The sequence below is a fragment of the Pseudomonas sp. PWP3-1b2 genome (assembly GCF_049896045.1).
Lineage (GTDB): Bacteria > Pseudomonadota > Gammaproteobacteria > Pseudomonadales > Pseudomonadaceae > Aquipseudomonas > Aquipseudomonas antarctica_B.
Window position 1 is genome coordinate 40,792 of sequence record NZ_JAFCTN010000017.1, and the last position, 17,117, is coordinate 57,908.

A 17,117-nucleotide genomic window follows, 5' to 3' on the forward strand; every position below is an offset into this window, starting at 1 on the left:
CTGTGGCAAGGTTTCTCGCCTCACCACAGGCACGGCCTTACACGAAGCAGAGTGACAACGACTCGGCGATGTAAGCGGGTTTTTCCTGACCTTCGATTTCCAGGGTGGCGGTGGCCTTAAATAGCCATTGGCCAGGTTTTTTCTCGGTGACGTCAGTGAGGGTGACGTTCAGGCGGACCCTGGAATTAACCTTCACCGGCTGGATAAACCGCACGCTGTCCAGGCCATAGTTGACGGCCATCTTCAGGCCTTCGGGCATGATCAGGATGTCTTCCATCAGCTTGGGCATCAGCGACAGCGACAGGAAGCCGTGGGCAATCGTGCTGCCGAACGGCGTTTGCGCAGCCTTGACCGGGTCGACGTGGATGAACTGATGATCGCCGGTAGCCTCCGCGAACAGGTTGATACGCGCCTGGTCGATGGTGAGCCATTCGGAACGTCCCAGTTCCTTGCCGACGTAATCTTTGAGTTGCGCTACAGGTACATAGGGCATTGCGACTCTCCTTAATTCATCGTTTTTATAGGTGTGCGGAATCCAGGGTAGATCATCATGGGCGCCAGGGCGGGTCAAGCCACCATGCTTTTGGCGAATGCCGGAGCATAGGGCGGGCGTGCTTATAATGCGGGCGTGCGTTGAGGGGGGAGAAAACGGATGTTGTTACGAGGTTTGACTTGGCTGGTGCTGTTTCAATTGATTGGCACCGCGATCAACCATTTGCTGGTGCCGGTGCTGCCGGGGCCGATCATCGGCTTGCTGCTGATGCTGGGTTTCCTGATCTGGCGCGGCGAAGTCGGCGAGCCGCTGAATGTGGCCGCCAGCAGTTTATTGCGTTACTTGCCGTTGCTGCTGGTGCCGCCAGCCGTTGGGGTGATGGTGTACGCCAGGGACATCGCCGCTGATTTTTGGGCCATCGTCGGTGCGTTGGTGCTGTCGCTGGTGATTGCGATGGGTGTTGTCGGCGTGCTGATGCAGCAGATGGTCAAGCGCAAGGAAAAGGATCAATGATCGGCGACTGGCAGGGCGCGTGGACGGCCGTGATTCATCATCCCTTGTTCGGCATCGGCATCACCCTCGGCGCTTATCAAATCGTGTTGGCGGCCTTCGAGAAAACCCGTTGGATATTCCTGCAGCCGGTGCTGGTGTCCATGCTGTTGGTGGTCGGCGTGTTGCTCACCTGCGGCCTGACCTACGCCGAGTACCGCAAGAGCACCGAGATCATGGGCATCTTGCTCGGCCCGGCAACCGTGGCCCTGGCAGTGCCGCTGTATTTGAACCTGCGGCGGATTCGCCAATTGTTCTGGCCGATTTTTACTACGCTGGTGGTAGGCGGCGTATTGGCCACTGGCCTGTGTGTGTTGCTGGGCTGGTGGTTCGGCGCCGAACATATGATGCTGATGACCATGGCGCCCAAGTCGGTGACCTCGCCGATTGCCATGCTGGTGGCCGAACAGATCGGCGGCGTGGCGGCGCTGGCGGCGGTGTTTGTGCTGATCACCGGTGTGGTCGGCGCGATGATCGGCCCGGCGTACCTGTCGCGCCTCGGTGTGCACAGCCCTGAAGCGCGCGGCATGGCCCTGGGCATGACCGCCCATGCGGTCGGCACCTCGGTGGCCTTGCAGGAAAGTGAAGAGTGCGGCGCCTTTGCAGCGCTGGCCATGAGTTTGATGGGTGTGGCCACGGCGGTGTTTTTGCCGCTGGCTGTGTCGGTGATTGTTTAAACCGGTTTTTAAGGAAAGCTTTATGAGTCTGGCGCTGTTCCCGCTCAATACCGTGCTGTTCCCTGGCTGCACCCTCGATTTGCAACTGTTCGAGGCGCGCTACCTGGACATGATCAGCCGCTGCATGAAAAAGGGCGAAAGCTTTGGCGTGGTGTGCATCCTCGACGGCAGGGAAGTGGGCATGGCCCCGGACGGCTACGCGCTGGTCGGCTGTGAAGCGTTGATTCGCGACTTTAAACAGCAAGACAACGGCCTGTTGGGGATTCGTGTCGAAGGCGGGCGGCGCTTTCGCGTACGCGACGCCGAGGTGCAGAAAGACCAACTGCTGGTGGCAGACGTGCAATGGCTGGAAGAACTGCCCGACCAGGCGCTGGAAGAAGAGGACGCCGATTTGCTGGCCTTGCTCCACGCCTTGGCCGAACACCCGATGGTTGCCTCGCTGGACATGGGCACCCACGCCGATGGTCAGCAAGCCCTGGGCAACCAGTTGGCCTACCTGCTGCCGTTCACCGAGGCCGACAAGATCGACCTGCTGCAACTCGATGACCCGCAGCAACGGCTGGACGCTATCCAGATGTTACTCGACGAGTTGCAGGGCGAACTCTTTACTCAATAGGCATAGCGCAGCAGGGCGTGAGGCGTTCCGGTGAGCGCGATAAAGCTCAACACCGCGACCAGCGCCGGTAGCAACAGCCACCAGGTTTTTTGCGACATGGCCGGCAGCGGGCTGCGGTACTGGATGAACGTCAGGCTGAAGGCGCACACCGTCATCGCCAGCAAAGTACCCGCCAGGATGTCGGTGGGCCAATGGGCGCCAAGGTACACCCGTGACAGCGCGATAAACGCGGCGGGGATGCAGCCCATCAGCATCCAGGTCAGGCGTAACCGCGTGGGTTGGCCGCGACCTGCCAGCACCGCAAGTGCCAGGAAAAACGCAAAGGCGCCGGAGGCATGGCCGCTGGGCATGCTGAAACTGGTCAGTGGGTCGGTCAGGATTTCCGGGCGGCCACGGGCGAAAAACAGCTTGGTCCCCGTGTTGATAACCGCAGCGCCTGCCAGCGTGGCGCCGACAAACACGGCGTGCCGCCATTGCCGCGCCAGTAGCAGCAAGCCTGTGAATACGGCGCTGGCGAAGAACATCTTCTTGAATTCGCCCAGTTGCGTGACGCGCACCATCACTTCATCCAGCCACGGGCTGCGGTGCTCTTGCACCAGCGCGCTCAGGCCTGTGTCAAAGTTATTCAGTGAGTGATAGCCGATAAACAGCGCGATCAACAGCGTCAGGCTGGCAAAACCGATCCACAAGGTGGCGCGCCGATGGCCGCGCAGGCTGCTGTTCAAACTCAGCCCCAGCAACACCGCCAGACAGGCCGTGACAATGGCCGCTTCCGGCCAGAAGCCTTCCGGCAAGGGTAGACGGAACGCAGCACCCGTGGCCCAGCCCGGCAGCAAATACGCCACCGACCAACCCGCCGCTGCGACAATGCTCACCGCCGCGAAGCGCGGGAAGGGCATGTCGCACATCCCGGCCACCATCGGCAGCATGGGCCGCAGCGGCCCGATGAAACGTCCTACCAGCAGGCTGGCAATGCCGTATTTGTGGAAGTAGGTTTCTGCGCCGTTCATCCATTCAGGGTGCTGGCGCAAGCCGGGCAGACGCCGGATGTTCTGGTGGAAATGTCGCCCGAGGAAGTAGGAAACCCCGTCGCCCAACAACCCGCCGAGAAACCCCAACAGCAGCGTTTCGCTCAGGGACAGTGCGCCACTGCCGGCCAGCGCGGCGATTGCAAACAGCAATACCGTGCCGGGCACGATCAGCCCGGCAATCGCCAGGCATTCCACGCACGCGACGATAAACACCGCCACGGCCAGCCATTCAGGGTTCAAGGTCAGCCAACCGGTAATGCTATCGAGCCATTGGCTCATACAATCCACTCCATCTATGTAATCCATAACCCCAAACACTGCAGATCAAACTGTGGGAGCTGTGCTACCGGCCTGTGTGTTCAATCAATCAAAAAGTAATCGCGGCCTTCGACCTGGCCCCTGCGCAGCGGGTTCCGTGTGCAGTAAGGCGCATAGCCAGCATCCACAAAGCGATACATCAGGTGCTCATCGCGCCCGCTGGGGATGCCCAGGCGAGTGGTCTGGATGATGGACGAAGGCGCCTGGCCCACGTCTTCGACGTAGAGCAACTCCTGATCGAAGCGCTTGGCGTCCCACATCGGTACTTTCAAACCCAGTGCCTTGCACAGCAATGTCTGGCCCGCGCAGAGCTTTTGCGCGGCGCGCGGGCTGCCATCGGGGTTGGGGTTGTTCAGCAGCATCTGCGCCAGGCTGGCCGGGCCGGACACTTCGTCGACCCATGGGTAGGCCGATTTGATCAGCACCGCATTGCCCGGCCCCTGGGCGCTGAAGTTCAGGGAATCACCGCCACGGGCGTAATACATGTAGATGTGCCCGCCATCCAGAAACAAAGCCTTACGCTTTTCTGTGTAGCCGAGTGAGGCGTGGCTGCCTTTTTCGGCCACGTAATAGGCTTCGGTTTCGATAATTCGGGCTGAGAGCCAGGTTTCGCCGACCCGATGACGGATGACTTTGCCGAGCAATTCTCGCGCAAGCAGTTGCGCATCGCGGTCGAAGAAGCAGTCGGGCAGGGCGCTGGCGGGGAGCTTTGGGGCAAAACTGGACATGGCGATCAAAGGTTAATACGGCTAAATGTGACGGAATAATAACAACTCCAACCTTAATTACCGCTGAACCCCCTATTTTTACAGTTCATTTCGACCATCCGCCCCTCACCGCTGTCAGTCGGGCGGCGTCACAGCTATAATCTGCCGCTTTCCTCCCTGCCAAGACTCCCTGACCATGACTGAGTCCGTTCTTGACTACATGACCCGCCTGGGTCGCGCTGCCCGTCAGGCCTCGCGATTGATCGCCCGTGCGAGCACCGCGCAGAAGAACCGTGCCCTGTTGGCTGCCGCCGATGCTCTGGATGCCTCGCGCTCCGAGCTGGCCACGGCCAATGAACTGGACCTGGCCAACGGCCGTGCCAATGGCCTGGAGCCAGCACTGCTGGACCGGCTGGCGCTGACCCCGGCACGTATCGACGACATGATCGAAGGCCTGCGTCAGGTGGCCAAGCTGCCTGACCCCATCGGTGAAATCCGCGACATGCGCTACCTGCCGTCCGGCATTCAAGTCGGCAAGATGCGCGTGCCGTTGGGCGTGATCGGCATCATTTATGAGTCGCGTCCGAACGTGACCATTGACGCTGCGAGCCTGTGCCTCAAGTCCGGCAACGCCACCATCCTGCGTGGCGGCTCCGAAGCCATTAATTCCAACCGCGCGATCGCTGCCTGCATTCAGCAGGGCCTGGCCGTGGCCGAGTTGCCCGCTGAAGTGGTGCAAGTGGTGGAAACCACCGACCGCGCCGCCGTAGGCGCGCTGATCACCATGCCGGAATTCGTCGACGTGATCGTGCCGCGCGGTGGCAAGAGCCTCATCGAGCGCGTCAGCCGTGACGCCAAAGTGCCGGTGATCAAACACCTGGACGGCGTGTGCCATGTGTTCATCGACGTGGCTGCGGACATCGACAAGGCGATCCGCATCGCCGACAACGCCAAGACCCACCGCTACGCCCCGTGCAACACCATGGAAACCCTGCTGGTGCACGTCGGCATTGCCGATCGCGTGCTGCCGCCGCTGGCTGCCATTTACCGGGACAAAGGCGTGGAGCTGCGGGGTTGCGAGCGCACCCGTGCGCTGCTGGGCGCAGGCGTGATCCAAGCCACTGAAGAAGACTGGTACACCGAGTACACGGCGCCGATCCTGTCGATCCGCATCGTCGACAACCTCGACGCCGCCATAGAACACATCAATAAATACGGCTCCAAGCACACCGACGCCATTGTTTCCGAGCATTTCAGTGATGCCCGGCGTTTCCTCAACGAAGTGGATTCCGCTTCGGTGATGATCAACGCCTCGACACGCTTTGCCGACGGCTTCGAGTATGGCCTGGGGGCTGAGATCGGCATTTCCACCGACAAGCTGCATGCACGCGGCCCGGTTGGCCTGGAAGGCCTGACCAGCGAGAAGTACGTGGTGTTCGGCGACGGTCATGTGCGCACTTGATGGCTAAACGCATCGGGCTGCTCGGCGGTACTTTCGACCCAGTGCACATCGGCCATTTGCGCAGTGCCCTGGAAGTCGCGGATGCCCTCGCGCTGGATGAACTGCGCGTGATGCCTAACGCGCGGCCGCCCCATCGCGATACGCCGCAGGTGTCAGCGCAGCAACGTCTGGAAATGGTGCGCCTGGCGGTAGAAGGCATCGCGCCGTTGGTGGTGGACGACCACGAACTCAAACGTGATAAACCGTCCTACACTGTCGATACCCTGGAAGTGATGCGCGCTGAAATGGCCGCAGACGACCAATTGTTTCTGCTTTTGGGCTGGGACGCTTTTTGCGGCCTGCCCTCTTGGCATCGCTGGGAGGAACTCCTCCAGCACTGCCACATCCTGGTTTTGCAACGCCCGGATGCCGACAGCGAACCGCCGGATGCCTTGCGCAACCTGCTGGCCGCGCGGTCGGTAAGTGACCCCTTGGCCCTGACCGGGCCAAACGGGAATATTGCATTCGTCTGGCAGACCCCGCTTGCGGTGTCCGCCACCCAGATCCGTCAACTGCTGGCCAGCGGTAAGTCGGTACGTTTCCTGGTGCCTGACGCGGTCCTGGCCTACATCGATGCGCACGGACTTTACCGTGCGTCGAACTGAAAAGGCGCGCTTGAACGCACGAACACTCGTGCAGCGAGCGCCCGAACATACGAGCAAAACGAGTTTTATATGACGAACAAAGACGTAAGCAAAGTTAAGCGCAAAGGCACCTTCAAGAGCGCTCCATTGCCGGTAGAAGCCCACGTTGGTCCGGAACTGGCTGGCGAAGAGCTGGTGAAAGTTGCCGTGGCTGCCCTGGAAGACGTTAAGGCCCAGGATATTCAGGTGCTGGACGTACGCGACAAGCAGAGCATCACCGACTTCATGATCATCGCCACCGGTACCTCGAACCGCCAGATCGGCGCGATGCTCGACAAGGTCCGCGAAGCCGTCAAGGCCCAGGGCGTGAAGCCATTGGGTGAAGAAGGCAAGGGCGACAGCGACTGGGTGCTGCTGGACATGGACGACGTGATCGTTCACATGATGACCTCCAACGCCCGTCAGTTCTACGACCTGGAGCGTTTGTGGAAAGGCGCCGAGCAGAGCCGTGCCGCTGATGGCAAGCACCACAACCCGGAAGTGGGCCACGCGCACTTCGACAAGCTCAACAAAGACCAGGAATAAGGAACGGCTGTGCGCCTGCGTCTGATCGCTGTCGGTTCACGCATGCCCAAGTGGGTGGAAGAAGGCTGGCACGAATATGCCAAGCGTCTGCCCGCTGAGCTGTCGCTGGAGCTGGTGGAAATACCGCTCAACACCCGGGGCAAGAATGCCGACGTGGCGCGCTTTATCCGTCAGGAAGGCGAAGCCATGTTGGCCAAGGTCGGCCCCAACGAGCGCATCGTCACCCTGGAAGTGCACGGCAAACCCTGGAGCACCGAGCAGTTGGCGGTGGAGCTGGATCGCTGGCGCCTGGATTCGCGTACGGTCAACTTCATGGTGGGCGGCCCCGAAGGGCTGGCGCCGGAAGTCTGTGCGCGGGCTGACCAGCGCTGGTCGCTGTCGGCGCTGACGCTGCCGCACCCGTTGGTAAGGATTCTGATCGGTGAACAGCTGTATCGCGCCTGGACAGTTCTGTCCGGGCACCCTTACCACAAATAATCTGCGCCCCTCCCGATGACTCAGCCGATCCGCATCAAGGACCACGAGAAAGACGCACGTCTGGTACGCGCTCGGGTCGTGTTTGGCGCGTTTATGGTGGTGGGGTTGATCGCGGTGCTGATTGCGCGCCTGTATTTTTTGCAGGTGATCCAATACGACTATCACTCCACATTGTCGGAAAACAATCGGGTGCATGTGCAGCCGATTCCGCCGACCCGTGGGCTGATTTTCGACCGCAATGGCGTGGTGGTCGCAGATAACCGGCCCAGTTTCAGCCTGAGCATGACCCGCGAACGCTCCGGCGACTGGCAGCAGGTCCTCGATGTGATCGTGGAAGTGCTGCAACTGACGCCGGAAGACCGGGTGATCTTCGAGAAGCGCATGAAGCAGGGGCGCAGGCCGTTCGAGCCGGTGCCCATTCTGTTTGAGCTGAACGAAGAGCAAATCGCCCGCATCGCGGTGAACCAGTTCCGCCTGCCCGGTGTGGAAGTGGTGGCGCAGTTGGTGCGGCATTACCCGCAAGGGCCGCACTTTGCCCACTCCGTCGGCTACATGGGGCGCATCAACGAGAAAGAGCTGAAAAGCCTCGATCCGGTGAATTACAGCGGCACCCACCATATCGGCAAAACCGGCATCGAGCGTTTTTACGAGCCCGAGCTGCACGGCCAGGTGGGTTACGAGGAAGTCGAGACCAACGCCCGTGGCCGCGTGCTGCGGGTGCTCAAGCGCACCGACCCGGTGCCGGGCAAGGACATCGTCCTGAGCCTGGACATCAAGTTGCAGGAAGCGGCCGAGATGGCGCTGGGCGGTCGCCGCGGTGCCGTGGTGGCGCTGGACCCGAACACCGGCGAAGTGCTGGCGATGGTCAGCCAGCCGAGCTTCGACCCCAACCTGTTTGTGACCGGCATCAGCTTCAAGGCGTACGCCGAGCTGCGTGATTCCATTGATCGGCCGCTGTTCAACCGCGTGCTGCGTGGTTTGTATCCGCCGGGCTCTACCATCAAGCCGGCGGTGGCGATTGCCGGCCTGGATTCGGGCGTGGTCACCGCATCAAGCAGGGTTTACGACCCCGGCTACTACATGCTGCCCAACTACGATCACAAATACCGTAACTGGAACCGCACCGGTGACGGCTATGTCGATTTGGACACCGCGATCATGCGCTCCAACGACACCTATTTTTACGACCTGGCCCACAAGCTGGGTATTGATCGTCTGTCGGCCTATATGGGCAAGTTCGGCCTCGGTCAGAAAGTCTCCCTGGACATGTTCGAAGAATCCCCTGGCCTGATGCCATCGCGGGAATGGAAACGCGCGACCCGTCGTCAGGCGTGGTTCCCGGGTGAAACCCTGATTCTCGGGATCGGCCAGGGCTACATGCAGGCCACGCCGCTGCAGCTGGCCCAGGCCACGGCGCTGGTGGCCAACAAGGGCGTCTGGAACCGTCCGCACCTGGCCAAGACCATCGAAGGCGAAAAGCCGGTGGATGAAAACCCGATCCCCGACATCGTGCTGCGCGACCCGTCCGACTGGACCAAGGTCAACCACGGCATGCAGCAAGTGATGCACGGCGCCCGAGGCACCGCGCGCAAGGCGGCGGTTGGCGCGCAATACCGGATTGCCGGCAAGAGCGGTACCGCCCAAGTGGTGGCGATCAAGCAGGGCGAGAAATATGACCGCTCCAAAGTTCAGGAGCGCCACCGCGACCACGCCTTGTTTGTCGGCTTCGCCCCGGCGGACACCCCGAAAATCGTGGTGGCGGTGATGGTTGAAAACGGTGAATCCGGCTCCGGCGTCGCGGCGCCTGTGGTGCGCCAGATCATGGACGCCTGGTTGCTGGCCGACGACGGCAGGCTCAAGCCCGAATATGGCGGCCCCCCTTCAAGTACCGAGGTTACGGCCCGTGAAGAGTAATTTTGACCGCATCCTCTCAAGCGAGGATGTGATGCGTCGCCGCGCGACGCTGCTGCAACGCATGCACATTGATGGCCCATTGCTGATCCTGCTGCTGACCCTCGCCGCCGGCAGCCTGTTCGTGCTGTATTCGGCCAGCGGCAAGAACTGGGACTTGCTGATCAAGCAAGCGTCTTCGTTCGGCCTTGGCCTGTTGTCGATGGTAGTGATCGCCCAACTGGAGCCGCGTTTCATGGCGCGCTGGGTGCCTCTGGGGTACGTGGTCGGGGTGTTGCTGCTGGTGGTGGTGGACGTGATGGGCCACAACGCCATGGGCGCGACGCGCTGGATCAACATTCCGGGGGTGATTCGCTTCCAGCCATCGGAATTCCTCAAGATCCTGATGCCGGCGACCATTGCCTGGTACCTGTCCAAGCGCACCTTGCCGCCGCAGCTCAAGCACGTGGGAGTCAGCCTGATCCTGATTGGCGTGCCGTTTATCCTGATCGTGCGCCAGCCGGACCTGGGTACTTCGCTGCTGATTCTGGCCGGCGGCGCGTTCGTGCTGTTTATGGGCGGGTTGCGCTGGCGCTGGATCCTCAGCGTGCTGGCCGCCGCGATCCCGGTGGCCGTGGCGATGTGGTTCTTCTTTATGCACGACTATCAGAAGCAGCGGATCCTGACGTTCCTCGACCCCGAAAGCGACCCGCTGGGCACCGGCTGGAACATCATCCAGTCCAAGGCGGCGATCGGTTCCGGCGGAGTATTTGGTAAGGGTTGGTTACTGGGCACCCAGTCGCATTTGGACTTTTTGCCCGAGAGCCACACCGACTTCATCATTGCGGTATTGGGCGAAGAGTTCGGCCTGGTGGGCATTTGCGCCCTGTTGTTGATCTATGTGCTGCTGATCGGTCGCGGCCTGGTGATCACCGCGCAGGCGCAAACGCTGTTCGGCAAGTTGCTTGCCGGCAGCTTGACCATGACGTTTTTTGTTTACGTTTTCGTCAACATCGGTATGGTCAGTGGCCTGCTGCCGGTGGTTGGGGTGCCGTTGCCATTCATTAGCTACGGCGGAACTTCGCTGGTGACATTGATGTCAGCGTTTGGGGTTTTGATGTCGATTCATACGCATCGCAAGTGGATCGCACAGGTTTGAATAAGGTGAAGATGTCAATGCAAGTAATGCGCGGCTGGGTGACTCGGCATGCGTCCCTGATGGGCCTGATTGGGCTGCTGGGCGCGACGCAAGAGGCGCAGGCCGGTGACTACGATGGCTCGCCTCAGGTCGCCGAATTTGTCGGTGAAATGACCCGCGACTATGGTTTCGCCGGTGAGCAGCTGATGGGCGTGTTTCGCGAGGCCCAGCGCAAGCAGGCGATTCTCGACGCCATTTCGCGCCCGGCAGAGCGGGTTAAACAGTGGAAGGAATATCGCCCGATGTTCCTCACCGACGCCCGCGTGGCTCGGGGTGTGGACTTCTGGCGCCAGCACGAAGCCGCGCTGGCCCGCGCCGAGCAGGAATACGGCGTGCCGGCCCAGGTGATCGTCGCGATCATCGGCATTGAAACCTTTTACGGGCGCAATACTGGCAGTTACCGGGTGATCGACGCCTTGTCGACCCTGGGTTTCGATTACCCGCCGCGCGCCGAATTCTTCCGCAAGGAGCTGCGCGAATTCCTGCTGCTGGCCCGCGAAGAGCAGGTTGATCCGTTGACCCTTAAAGGTTCCTACGCCGGTGCGATGGGCTTGCCGCAGTTCATGCCGAGCAGCTTTCGCGCCTATGCGGTGGATTTTGACGGCGACGGCCACATCAATATATGGAGCAACCCGGACGACGCCATCGGCAGCGTCGCCAGCTACTTCAAACGCCATGGCTGGGTGGCGGGCGAGCCTGTGGTGATCCGCGCCCAGGTGACCGGCGACCGCGCCGACGAAGGCCTGACCCAGGGCATCGAGCCCGTCAAGACGGTCGGGGAGTTGCGGGCGCTGGGGTGGTCGAGTCAGAATGCGCCACGCGATGACATGCCGGTAACGGCGTTCCGCCTGGAAGGCGAAAACGGCCCGGAATACTGGATGGGTCTGAAGAATTTTTACGCAATCACGCGTTATAACCGCAGTGTGATGTACGCCATGGCCGTGCATCAGCTGTCAGACATGCTGGTCCAAGCACGGGGCAACAAGTAATGCGGGTATCGCTGTTCAAAAAACCGCTCAAGCTGGTGGCGTTTGCCGCGTTGTCCTTGCTGGTTGTCAGTTGCTCATCCACCACCACGACCACCAGCCGCGCTCCGGCGAAGAAGCCCGGCGGCGCCGTGGTTCGTTCCCAGCCGGGCCTGGACATCAACCGCGCGCACAAAGACGGCGCGCCGTGGTGGGACGTCGACGTTTCGAAAATCCCGGACGCCACGCCAACCCTGCACTCCGGCCCTTACAAGGCCAACCCGTACACCGTGCTGGGCAAAAACTACTTCCCGCTGCAGGATTCCAAGACCTACGTGCAATCAGGCACGGCGTCCTGGTACGGCACCAAGTTTCATGGCCAGAACACCGCCAACGGCGAAGTGTATGACCTGTACGGCATGAGTGCCGCGCACAAGACCCTGCCGCTGCCCAGCTATGTTCGTGTGACCAACCTGGACAACAACCGCACCGTTATTCTGCGGGTCAACGACCGTGGGCCGTTCTATTCGGACCGCATCATCGACTTGTCCTACGCCGCCGCGAAGAAACTCGGTTACGCCGAGATCGGTACCGCCCGCGTGAAAGTGGAAGGCATCGACCCGGCGCAGTACTGGGCCCAGCGTGGCAAACCTGCGCCGTTGATGCTCAACGAGCCGCAAACCCAGCAGCCGCAAGTGAACGCGTCGGCCGGCAAAATCGAACAATGGACACCGCCACCGGCGCAGCATGCTCCCGACACCGTCGTGGTGCCGCGTGCAGCGCCTGGCGCCTCCACCGTGGGCGGGCAATACCTGCAAGTGGGCGCTTTCGCCAACCCGGATGCGGCAGAACTGTTAAGGTCCAAACTCAGCGGCATGGTCAAGGCGCCGGTCTTTATCAGCTCCATCGTGCGTAACCAGCAAACGCTGCACCGCGTGCGCATGGGCCCGATCAGTTCGCCCGGTGAAGTGGCGCAAGTACAGAACAGCGTGCGTTCGGCCAACCTGGGGCAACCCAGCGTGGTCACCGCCGAATAAGAAAGGGATTGATGGTTCAGGCTCGCGTGCGGGCTTGGGCTTTGGTTGTTGGCTCGTTGAACAATAAAAACCCAGGGGCAAGGGGTGAGCGGGCAACCGAACACGCGACAGTCTGGCAACGGCCTGTCTGAATAAGTTTTGCCCGCGAGGGCAAGTTTCCATAAGCAATTTCGAGAGACGGATGAACATCACCACCTTAGCCAAACGCACGTGCCTGCTTCTTTCGCTGATCATCACCCCGGCCGCCTGGGCGGTTGAAATGGTGCCGGCTTCCCCGCAACTGGCCGCCAAGGCCTGGGTCCTCATGGATGCCGCCAGCGGCAACGTGCTGGTCGAGAACAACGGTGACCAGCGCCTGCCTCCAGCCAGCTTGACTAAGCTGATGACGGCGTACATCGCGACCCTGGAAATCCGTCGCGGCCAGATCGGCGAAAACGATCCGGTAACCGTCAGCGAAAACGCCTGGCGTACCGGCGGTTCGCGGATGTTCATCAAGGTCGGTTCGCAGGTGACGGTGAGTGACCTGTTGCACGGCATCATCATCCAGTCGGGTAACGACGCCAGCGTAGCCCTGGCCGAGCACATCGCCGGCAGCGAAGACGCGTTCGCCGACATGATGAACAAAACCGTGGCCGACCTGGGCATGACCAACAGCCACTTCATGAACCCGACCGGTCTGCCGAACCCTGAGCACTATTCGTCGGCTCACGACATGGCGATCCTGGCCCGCGCGATCATTCGCGTTGACCCGGTGCACTACGCGATCTACTCCCAGAAGGAATTCTTCTGGAACAACATCAAGCAGCCTAACCGCAACCTCCTGCTGTGGCGCGACAAGACCGTCGACGGTCTGAAAACCGGCCACACCGAAGAAGCCGGCTACTGCATGGTGTCGTCTGCTGTACGTGATGGTCAGCGTTTGATCGCCGTCGTGTTCGGTACCAACAGCGAGCAGGCCCGTGCGGCCGAAACGCAAAAGCTGCTGACCTATGGTTTCCGCTTCTTCGAAACCCAGACCTTCTACCAGAAGGGCACGGAGCTGGCGACTGCACCGGTTTGGAAGGGCGCAACCTCCCAGGTCAAAGCCGGCCTGGCGGATGACCTGACCCTGACCATGCCTAAAGGCCAGCTGAAAAAGCTCGCTGCCAGCATGACCATGAACCCGCAATTGGTTGCTCCAATCGCCAAGGGTGATGTGATCGGTAAAGTCGAAGTCAAACTGGACGACAAGGTGGTGCACAGCGCCGACCTGATCGCGCTGGACGCCGTCGATGAAGGTGGTATCTTCCGCCGCGTGTGGGATAGCATCCGTCTATTCTTCTACGGCTTGTTCAACTGACACTGTGCACCTGCAAAGCCCCGCGTTGATCCGACGCGGGGCTTTGTCGTCGCCAAGGCTTACGCTTACGAGGCCGTTACGCCATGACCGATAAAGAAGTAAAGGCGCCAAAAATCGAATTCCCGGTGACCGATTATCCCATCAAGGTGATCAGCGACACCGGCGTAGGTCGTAAGGATGCGATCCTCGAGATCGTGCGCAAACACGCGACGATCAACGATAACCGCGTGGATGAGCGCTCCAGCGCCACCGGCAAATACACCACGATCCAGTTGCACATCGTTGCGACCGGTCAAGACCAGCTCTACGACATCAACAGCGAACTGCGGGCCACCGGCTTCGTGCACATGGTGCTGTGATGTCCCAGGTTCTGGGCTTTCGCGAGCTCGGCCAGATGGCCTACGAGCCCGTCTGGCACGCCATGCAGCGCTTCACCAACGAGCGCGGCACTTCGGCCCCCGATGAGATCTGGCTGGTGGAACACCCGCCGGTGTTCACCCAGGGCCAGGCCGGCAAGGCTGAGCATCTGTTGCTGCCGGGGGATATTCCGGTGGTGCAGGTCGACCGAGGTGGCCAAGTGACTTACCATGGCCCAGGTCAACTGGTGGCGTATTTGCTGCTGGACGTGCGCAAGCTGGGTTTTGGCGTGCGCGACTTGGTCAGCCGCATGGAGGCTTGCCTGATCGAGCTGTTGGCCAGTTACGGCGTGACCGCTGCGGCCAAGCCCGATGCACCCGGTGTATACGTGGACGGCGCGAAAATCGCCTCCCTGGGGTTGCGCATTCGCCACGGCTGTTCCTTTCATGGCCTGGCCCTGAACGTCGACATGGACCTGGCGCCGTTTCGGCGGATCAACCCGTGCGGTTATGCCGGGTTGGCAATGACCCAACTGAGCGACCACGCCACACCGATTAAATTTGCCGAGGTAAGTGCCCGGCTGCGTGCGCAGCTCGTCAAACACCTCGACTATGCTGAGCAGACGACCCTCACGGGCGGAATCGACTGATTATGACTACTGATGCAGTGCAAACCATGATCCCGACGCTGGATGTCACCGAGCGTCCGGCCCCGGCCCCGCGTGCCAAGGTGGAAGCCGGCGTCAAGCTGCGCGGCGCCGAGAAGGTTGCACGCATCCCGGTGAAGATCATTCCGACCACCGAATTGCCGAAAAAGCCTGACTGGATTCGCGTGCGCATCCCGGTCTCGCCGGAAGTCGACCGTATCAAGGCCTTGCTGCGCAAACACAAGCTGCACAGTGTGTGCGAAGAAGCGTCCTGCCCGAACCTGGGCGAGTGTTTCTCCGGCGGCACGGCCACCTTCATGATCATGGGTGACATCTGCACCCGTCGTTGCCCGTTCTGCGACGTTGGCCACGGCCGACCGAAGCCACTGGACGTCAACGAGCCGGAAAGCCTGGCCATCGCCATCGCCGACCTGAAACTCAAATACGTGGTGATCACCTCGGTGGACCGCGACGACCTGCGCGACGGCGGTGCCCAGCACTTTGCCGACTGCATCCGCGAGATTCGCAAGCTGTCGCCTAACGTGATGCTTGAAACCCTCGTGCCGGACTACCGTGGCCGTATGGACGTGGCGCTGGAAATCACCGCCGCCGAGCCGCCGGATGTGTTCAACCACAACCTGGAAACCGTGCCGCGCCTGTACAAGGCTGCGCGTCCGGGTTCGGACTACCAGTGGTCGCTGACTCTGCTGCAGAAATTCAAGCAGATGATGCCGCACATTCCGACCAAATCCGGCTTGATGCTGGGCCTGGGCGAGACCGACGAAGAAGTCATCGAAGTCATGCAGCGCATGCGCGAACACGACATCGACATGCTGACCCTCGGCCAGTACCTGCAACCGTCCCGCAGCCACTTGCCGGTGCAGCGTTTTGTGCACCCGGACGTGTTCGCCTGGTTCGCCGAGGAAGGTTACAAAATGGGCTTCAAGAACGTGGCCTCGGGCCCACTGGTACGTTCCTCCTACCACGCCGACGAGCAGGCCAAGCTGGTCAAGGCTAGCCTGGTTTCGTAACAACGCCGCTGCCACACAGGTGGCAACTGGCTTTTGTGGGAGCTGGCTTGCCTGCGATAGCATCATCTCGGTGCGCCAGATATACCGAGGTGCTTGCATCGCAGGCAAGCCAGCTCCCACCGTTCGTTTTGCGTTTACACAGGGAGTTCATGGATGAGCATTGCGCTAGCCACCCCCGTACCCGCCCTGCGCGCTGAAGGCACCATCGGCCTTATCGCCCCCGCCGGCCCTGCCGCGCTGGACGTTGAAAAAGCCGGGCAATGGATGCGCGCCCGTGGCTACGAATTGCGCATTTTCCCCGGCGTCTACGAGCGCGATGGCTACCTTGCCGGCAGCGATGACGTGCGCCTGCGTGACCTCCATGCCGCCTTCGCCGACCCTGAAATCGACGCCATCTTTTGCCTGCGCGGCGGCTACGGCACACCACGCTTGCTTGATCGTCTGGACTTCGACCTGTTGCGCGCCAATCCCAAGCCCCTCGTGGGTTATAGCGACATCACCGCGCTGCACCTGGCGATCAGTCGTTATGCCGGTTTCGTAACCTTCCATGGGCCGATGCTCAACGCCGACCTGCTTGGCGACAAACAGCCGCCCACCGAGACCTCGCTGTTAAGCATGCTGCGCGGTGACCTCGTCGCCGGTAGCGTGTTGGCGCACCCGGTGGCCTACCCGTTGACCACCATCGAGCCTGGCATCGCCTGTGGGCGTTTGTTGGGAGGCAATCTCTCAATGATTGCGGCCGTGATGGGCACGGCGTATGAGATTGACGCTGAGGGCATCATCCTGTTGATCGAAGACGTCAACGAGCCGATCTACCGCATTGACCGCTTGCTGACTCACCTGCGCCTGGCGGGCAAGTTGGCCCAGGTGGCGGGCGTGCTGGTGGGGGATGTGGCGGGGGTGGATCAGGTCGCGCTGGAGCGGTTGCTCAAACAAACCTTTGAACCCTTGCGCATTCCGGTGTTGTCCGGCTGGCGCAGTGGGCATTGTGACCCGAACCTCACGCTGCCGATGGGCGCGCTGGTGCGGTTGGATGCGGGGGAGCAGCGGCTGGTGTTGGAGCAGGATGTGGTTCTGAAATAGCTGTCGTCTGCTATGGCGCCATCGCAGGCAAGC

The 17,117-nt window shown here is 61.3% G+C and carries 19 protein-coding genes; 16 read left to right on the forward strand and 3 right to left on the reverse strand.

From position 1 onward, the window contains the following. Positions 1-37 precede the first annotated feature (37 nt). Positions 38-493, reverse strand: a complete 456-nt coding sequence (locus ACP7A2_RS13320; protein ID WP_348058578.1) for a MaoC family dehydratase — start codon at positions 491-493, stop codon at positions 38-40. A gap of 159 nt (positions 494-652) precedes the next feature. On the opposite strand from ACP7A2_RS13320, the gene ACP7A2_RS13325 reads away from it, so the two are divergent. From ACP7A2_RS13325 to ACP7A2_RS13335, 3 genes are read left to right on the forward strand one after another with little or no spacing between them, the layout of a single operon-like run. Next, complete coding sequence (locus tag ACP7A2_RS13325; RefSeq protein WP_375065084.1) at positions 653-1,006, forward strand: CidA/LrgA family protein; 354 nt, start codon at positions 653-655, stop codon at positions 1,004-1,006. Then, the gene (locus ACP7A2_RS13330) at positions 1,003-1,719 is read left to right on the forward strand and encodes an LrgB family protein (RefSeq protein ID WP_426134564.1); all 717 of its coding nucleotides are present in this window, start codon (positions 1,003-1,005) and stop codon (positions 1,717-1,719) included. The genes ACP7A2_RS13325 and ACP7A2_RS13330 overlap by 4 nt, the downstream gene beginning before the upstream one ends. Before the next feature lie 22 nt (positions 1,720-1,741). Next, positions 1,742-2,335: an LON peptidase substrate-binding domain-containing protein gene (locus ACP7A2_RS13335; RefSeq protein ID WP_426134565.1), complete on the forward strand. Its 594-nt coding sequence runs from the start codon at positions 1,742-1,744 to the stop codon at positions 2,333-2,335. Here ACP7A2_RS13335 and ACP7A2_RS13340 read toward each other — a convergent pair. Both ACP7A2_RS13340 and ACP7A2_RS13345 read right to left on the reverse strand, forming a co-directional pair. Further along, complete coding sequence (locus ACP7A2_RS13340) at positions 2,329-3,645, reverse strand: bifunctional DedA family/phosphatase PAP2 family protein (protein ID WP_426134566.1); 1,317 nt, start codon at positions 3,643-3,645, stop codon at positions 2,329-2,331. The genes ACP7A2_RS13335 and ACP7A2_RS13340 overlap by 7 nt on opposite strands. 80 nt (positions 3,646-3,725) lie before the next feature. Beyond that, positions 3,726-4,412 carry a DNA-3-methyladenine glycosylase gene (locus ACP7A2_RS13345; protein ID WP_426134567.1) on the reverse strand — a complete coding sequence of 229 codons (687 nt, stop codon included), beginning with the start codon at positions 4,410-4,412 and terminating at the stop codon, positions 3,726-3,728. A gap of 175 nt (positions 4,413-4,587) precedes the next feature. Between ACP7A2_RS13345 and ACP7A2_RS13350 the strand changes: the two genes are divergently transcribed. From ACP7A2_RS13350 to ACP7A2_RS13410, 13 genes are all read left to right on the forward strand, one after another. Continuing rightward, the gene (locus tag ACP7A2_RS13350; RefSeq protein ID WP_426134568.1) at positions 4,588-5,853 is read left to right on the forward strand and encodes a glutamate-5-semialdehyde dehydrogenase; all 1,266 of its coding nucleotides are present in this window, start codon (positions 4,588-4,590) and stop codon (positions 5,851-5,853) included. After that, positions 5,853-6,497, forward strand: a complete 645-nt coding sequence (gene nadD, locus ACP7A2_RS13355; RefSeq protein WP_078739280.1) for a nicotinate-nucleotide adenylyltransferase — start codon at positions 5,853-5,855, stop codon at positions 6,495-6,497. The genes ACP7A2_RS13350 and nadD overlap by 1 nt, the downstream gene beginning before the upstream one ends. Positions 6,498-6,566: 69 nt before the next feature. Continuing rightward, on the forward strand, positions 6,567-7,061 hold the full coding sequence (gene rsfS / locus ACP7A2_RS13360; protein WP_058412893.1) for a ribosome silencing factor: 495 nt from the start codon (positions 6,567-6,569) through the stop codon (positions 7,059-7,061). A gap of 9 nt (positions 7,062-7,070) precedes the next feature. Then, positions 7,071-7,538 carry a 23S rRNA (pseudouridine(1915)-N(3))-methyltransferase RlmH gene (gene rlmH, locus ACP7A2_RS13365; RefSeq protein WP_003176297.1) on the forward strand — a complete coding sequence of 156 codons (468 nt, stop codon included), beginning with the start codon at positions 7,071-7,073 and terminating at the stop codon, positions 7,536-7,538. Between the two features lie 15 nt (positions 7,539-7,553). Then, positions 7,554-9,452: a penicillin-binding protein 2 gene (gene mrdA, locus ACP7A2_RS13370; RefSeq protein WP_348058562.1), complete on the forward strand. Its 1,899-nt coding sequence runs from the start codon at positions 7,554-7,556 to the stop codon at positions 9,450-9,452. A 31-nt stretch (positions 9,453-9,483) separates the two neighbouring features. Further along, positions 9,484-10,587: a rod shape-determining protein RodA gene (gene rodA / locus ACP7A2_RS13375; RefSeq protein WP_065911239.1), complete on the forward strand. Its 1,104-nt coding sequence runs from the start codon at positions 9,484-9,486 to the stop codon at positions 10,585-10,587. 17 nt (positions 10,588-10,604) lie between these two features. After that, on the forward strand, positions 10,605-11,615 hold the full coding sequence (gene mltB, locus ACP7A2_RS13380; protein ID WP_426134609.1) for a lytic murein transglycosylase B: 1,011 nt from the start codon (positions 10,605-10,607) through the stop codon (positions 11,613-11,615). Continuing rightward, positions 11,615-12,628 (forward strand): septal ring lytic transglycosylase RlpA family protein, encoded by a 1,014-nt coding sequence (locus ACP7A2_RS13385; RefSeq protein WP_426134569.1) that lies wholly within the window; start codon positions 11,615-11,617, stop codon positions 12,626-12,628. Before mltB ends, ACP7A2_RS13385 begins: the two co-directional genes overlap by 1 nt. 181 nt (positions 12,629-12,809) lie before the next feature. Next, positions 12,810-13,967: a D-alanyl-D-alanine carboxypeptidase family protein gene (locus ACP7A2_RS13390; RefSeq protein ID WP_426134570.1), complete on the forward strand. Its 1,158-nt coding sequence runs from the start codon at positions 12,810-12,812 to the stop codon at positions 13,965-13,967. Positions 13,968-14,050: 83 nt separating this feature from the next. Then, complete coding sequence (locus ACP7A2_RS13395; protein WP_426134571.1) at positions 14,051-14,326, forward strand: DUF493 domain-containing protein; 276 nt, start codon at positions 14,051-14,053, stop codon at positions 14,324-14,326. Next, positions 14,326-14,973, forward strand: a complete 648-nt coding sequence (lipB, locus tag ACP7A2_RS13400; protein ID WP_017136055.1) for a lipoyl(octanoyl) transferase LipB — start codon at positions 14,326-14,328, stop codon at positions 14,971-14,973. The genes ACP7A2_RS13395 and lipB overlap by 1 nt, the downstream gene beginning before the upstream one ends. A 26-nt stretch (positions 14,974-14,999) precedes the next feature. Beyond that, on the forward strand, positions 15,000-16,001 hold the full coding sequence (gene lipA, locus ACP7A2_RS13405) for a lipoyl synthase (RefSeq protein WP_375065436.1): 1,002 nt from the start codon (positions 15,000-15,002) through the stop codon (positions 15,999-16,001). Positions 16,002-16,154: 153 nt separating this feature from the next. Continuing rightward, complete coding sequence (locus ACP7A2_RS13410) at positions 16,155-17,084, forward strand: S66 peptidase family protein (protein ID WP_426134572.1); 930 nt, start codon at positions 16,155-16,157, stop codon at positions 17,082-17,084. Positions 17,085-17,117 lie beyond the last annotated feature (33 nt).

What these genes read in the sequence shown, in the direction of transcription:
- rodA (WP_065911239.1), top strand. Translation starts at nt 9,484, where the DNA reads ATGCGTCGCCGCGCGACGCTGCTGCAACGCATGCACATTGATGGCCCA.
- ACP7A2_RS13335 (WP_426134565.1), top strand. Translation starts at nt 1,742, where the DNA reads ATGAGTCTGGCGCTGTTCCCGCTCAATACCGTGCTGTTCCCTGGCTGC.
- rsfS (WP_058412893.1), top strand. Translation starts at nt 6,567, where the DNA reads ATGACGAACAAAGACGTAAGCAAAGTTAAGCGCAAAGGCACCTTCAAG.
- ACP7A2_RS13350 (WP_426134568.1), top strand. Translation starts at nt 4,588, where the DNA reads ATGACTGAGTCCGTTCTTGACTACATGACCCGCCTGGGTCGCGCTGCC.
- ACP7A2_RS13385 (WP_426134569.1), top strand. Translation starts at nt 11,615, where the DNA reads ATGCGGGTATCGCTGTTCAAAAAACCGCTCAAGCTGGTGGCGTTTGCC.
- nadD (WP_078739280.1), top strand. Translation starts at nt 5,853, where the DNA reads ATGGCTAAACGCATCGGGCTGCTCGGCGGTACTTTCGACCCAGTGCAC.
- ACP7A2_RS13345 (WP_426134567.1), bottom strand. Translation starts at nt 4,412, where the DNA reads ATGTCCAGTTTTGCCCCAAAGCTCCCCGCCAGCGCCCTGCCCGACTGC.
- ACP7A2_RS13325 (WP_375065084.1), top strand. Translation starts at nt 653, where the DNA reads ATGTTGTTACGAGGTTTGACTTGGCTGGTGCTGTTTCAATTGATTGGC.
- lipB (WP_017136055.1), top strand. Translation starts at nt 14,326, where the DNA reads ATGTCCCAGGTTCTGGGCTTTCGCGAGCTCGGCCAGATGGCCTACGAG.
- lipA (WP_375065436.1), top strand. Translation starts at nt 15,000, where the DNA reads ATGATCCCGACGCTGGATGTCACCGAGCGTCCGGCCCCGGCCCCGCGT.
- ACP7A2_RS13320 (WP_348058578.1), bottom strand. Translation starts at nt 493, where the DNA reads ATGCCCTATGTACCTGTAGCGCAACTCAAAGATTACGTCGGCAAGGAA.
- ACP7A2_RS13330 (WP_426134564.1), top strand. Translation starts at nt 1,003, where the DNA reads ATGATCGGCGACTGGCAGGGCGCGTGGACGGCCGTGATTCATCATCCC.
- ACP7A2_RS13390 (WP_426134570.1), top strand. Translation starts at nt 12,810, where the DNA reads ATGAACATCACCACCTTAGCCAAACGCACGTGCCTGCTTCTTTCGCTG.
- ACP7A2_RS13395 (WP_426134571.1), top strand. Translation starts at nt 14,051, where the DNA reads ATGACCGATAAAGAAGTAAAGGCGCCAAAAATCGAATTCCCGGTGACC.
- ACP7A2_RS13340 (WP_426134566.1), bottom strand. Translation starts at nt 3,645, where the DNA reads ATGAGCCAATGGCTCGATAGCATTACCGGTTGGCTGACCTTGAACCCT.
- mltB (WP_426134609.1), top strand. Translation starts at nt 10,605, where the DNA reads ATGCAAGTAATGCGCGGCTGGGTGACTCGGCATGCGTCCCTGATGGGC.
- mrdA (WP_348058562.1), top strand. Translation starts at nt 7,554, where the DNA reads ATGACTCAGCCGATCCGCATCAAGGACCACGAGAAAGACGCACGTCTG.
- ACP7A2_RS13410 (WP_426134572.1), top strand. Translation starts at nt 16,155, where the DNA reads ATGAGCATTGCGCTAGCCACCCCCGTACCCGCCCTGCGCGCTGAAGGC.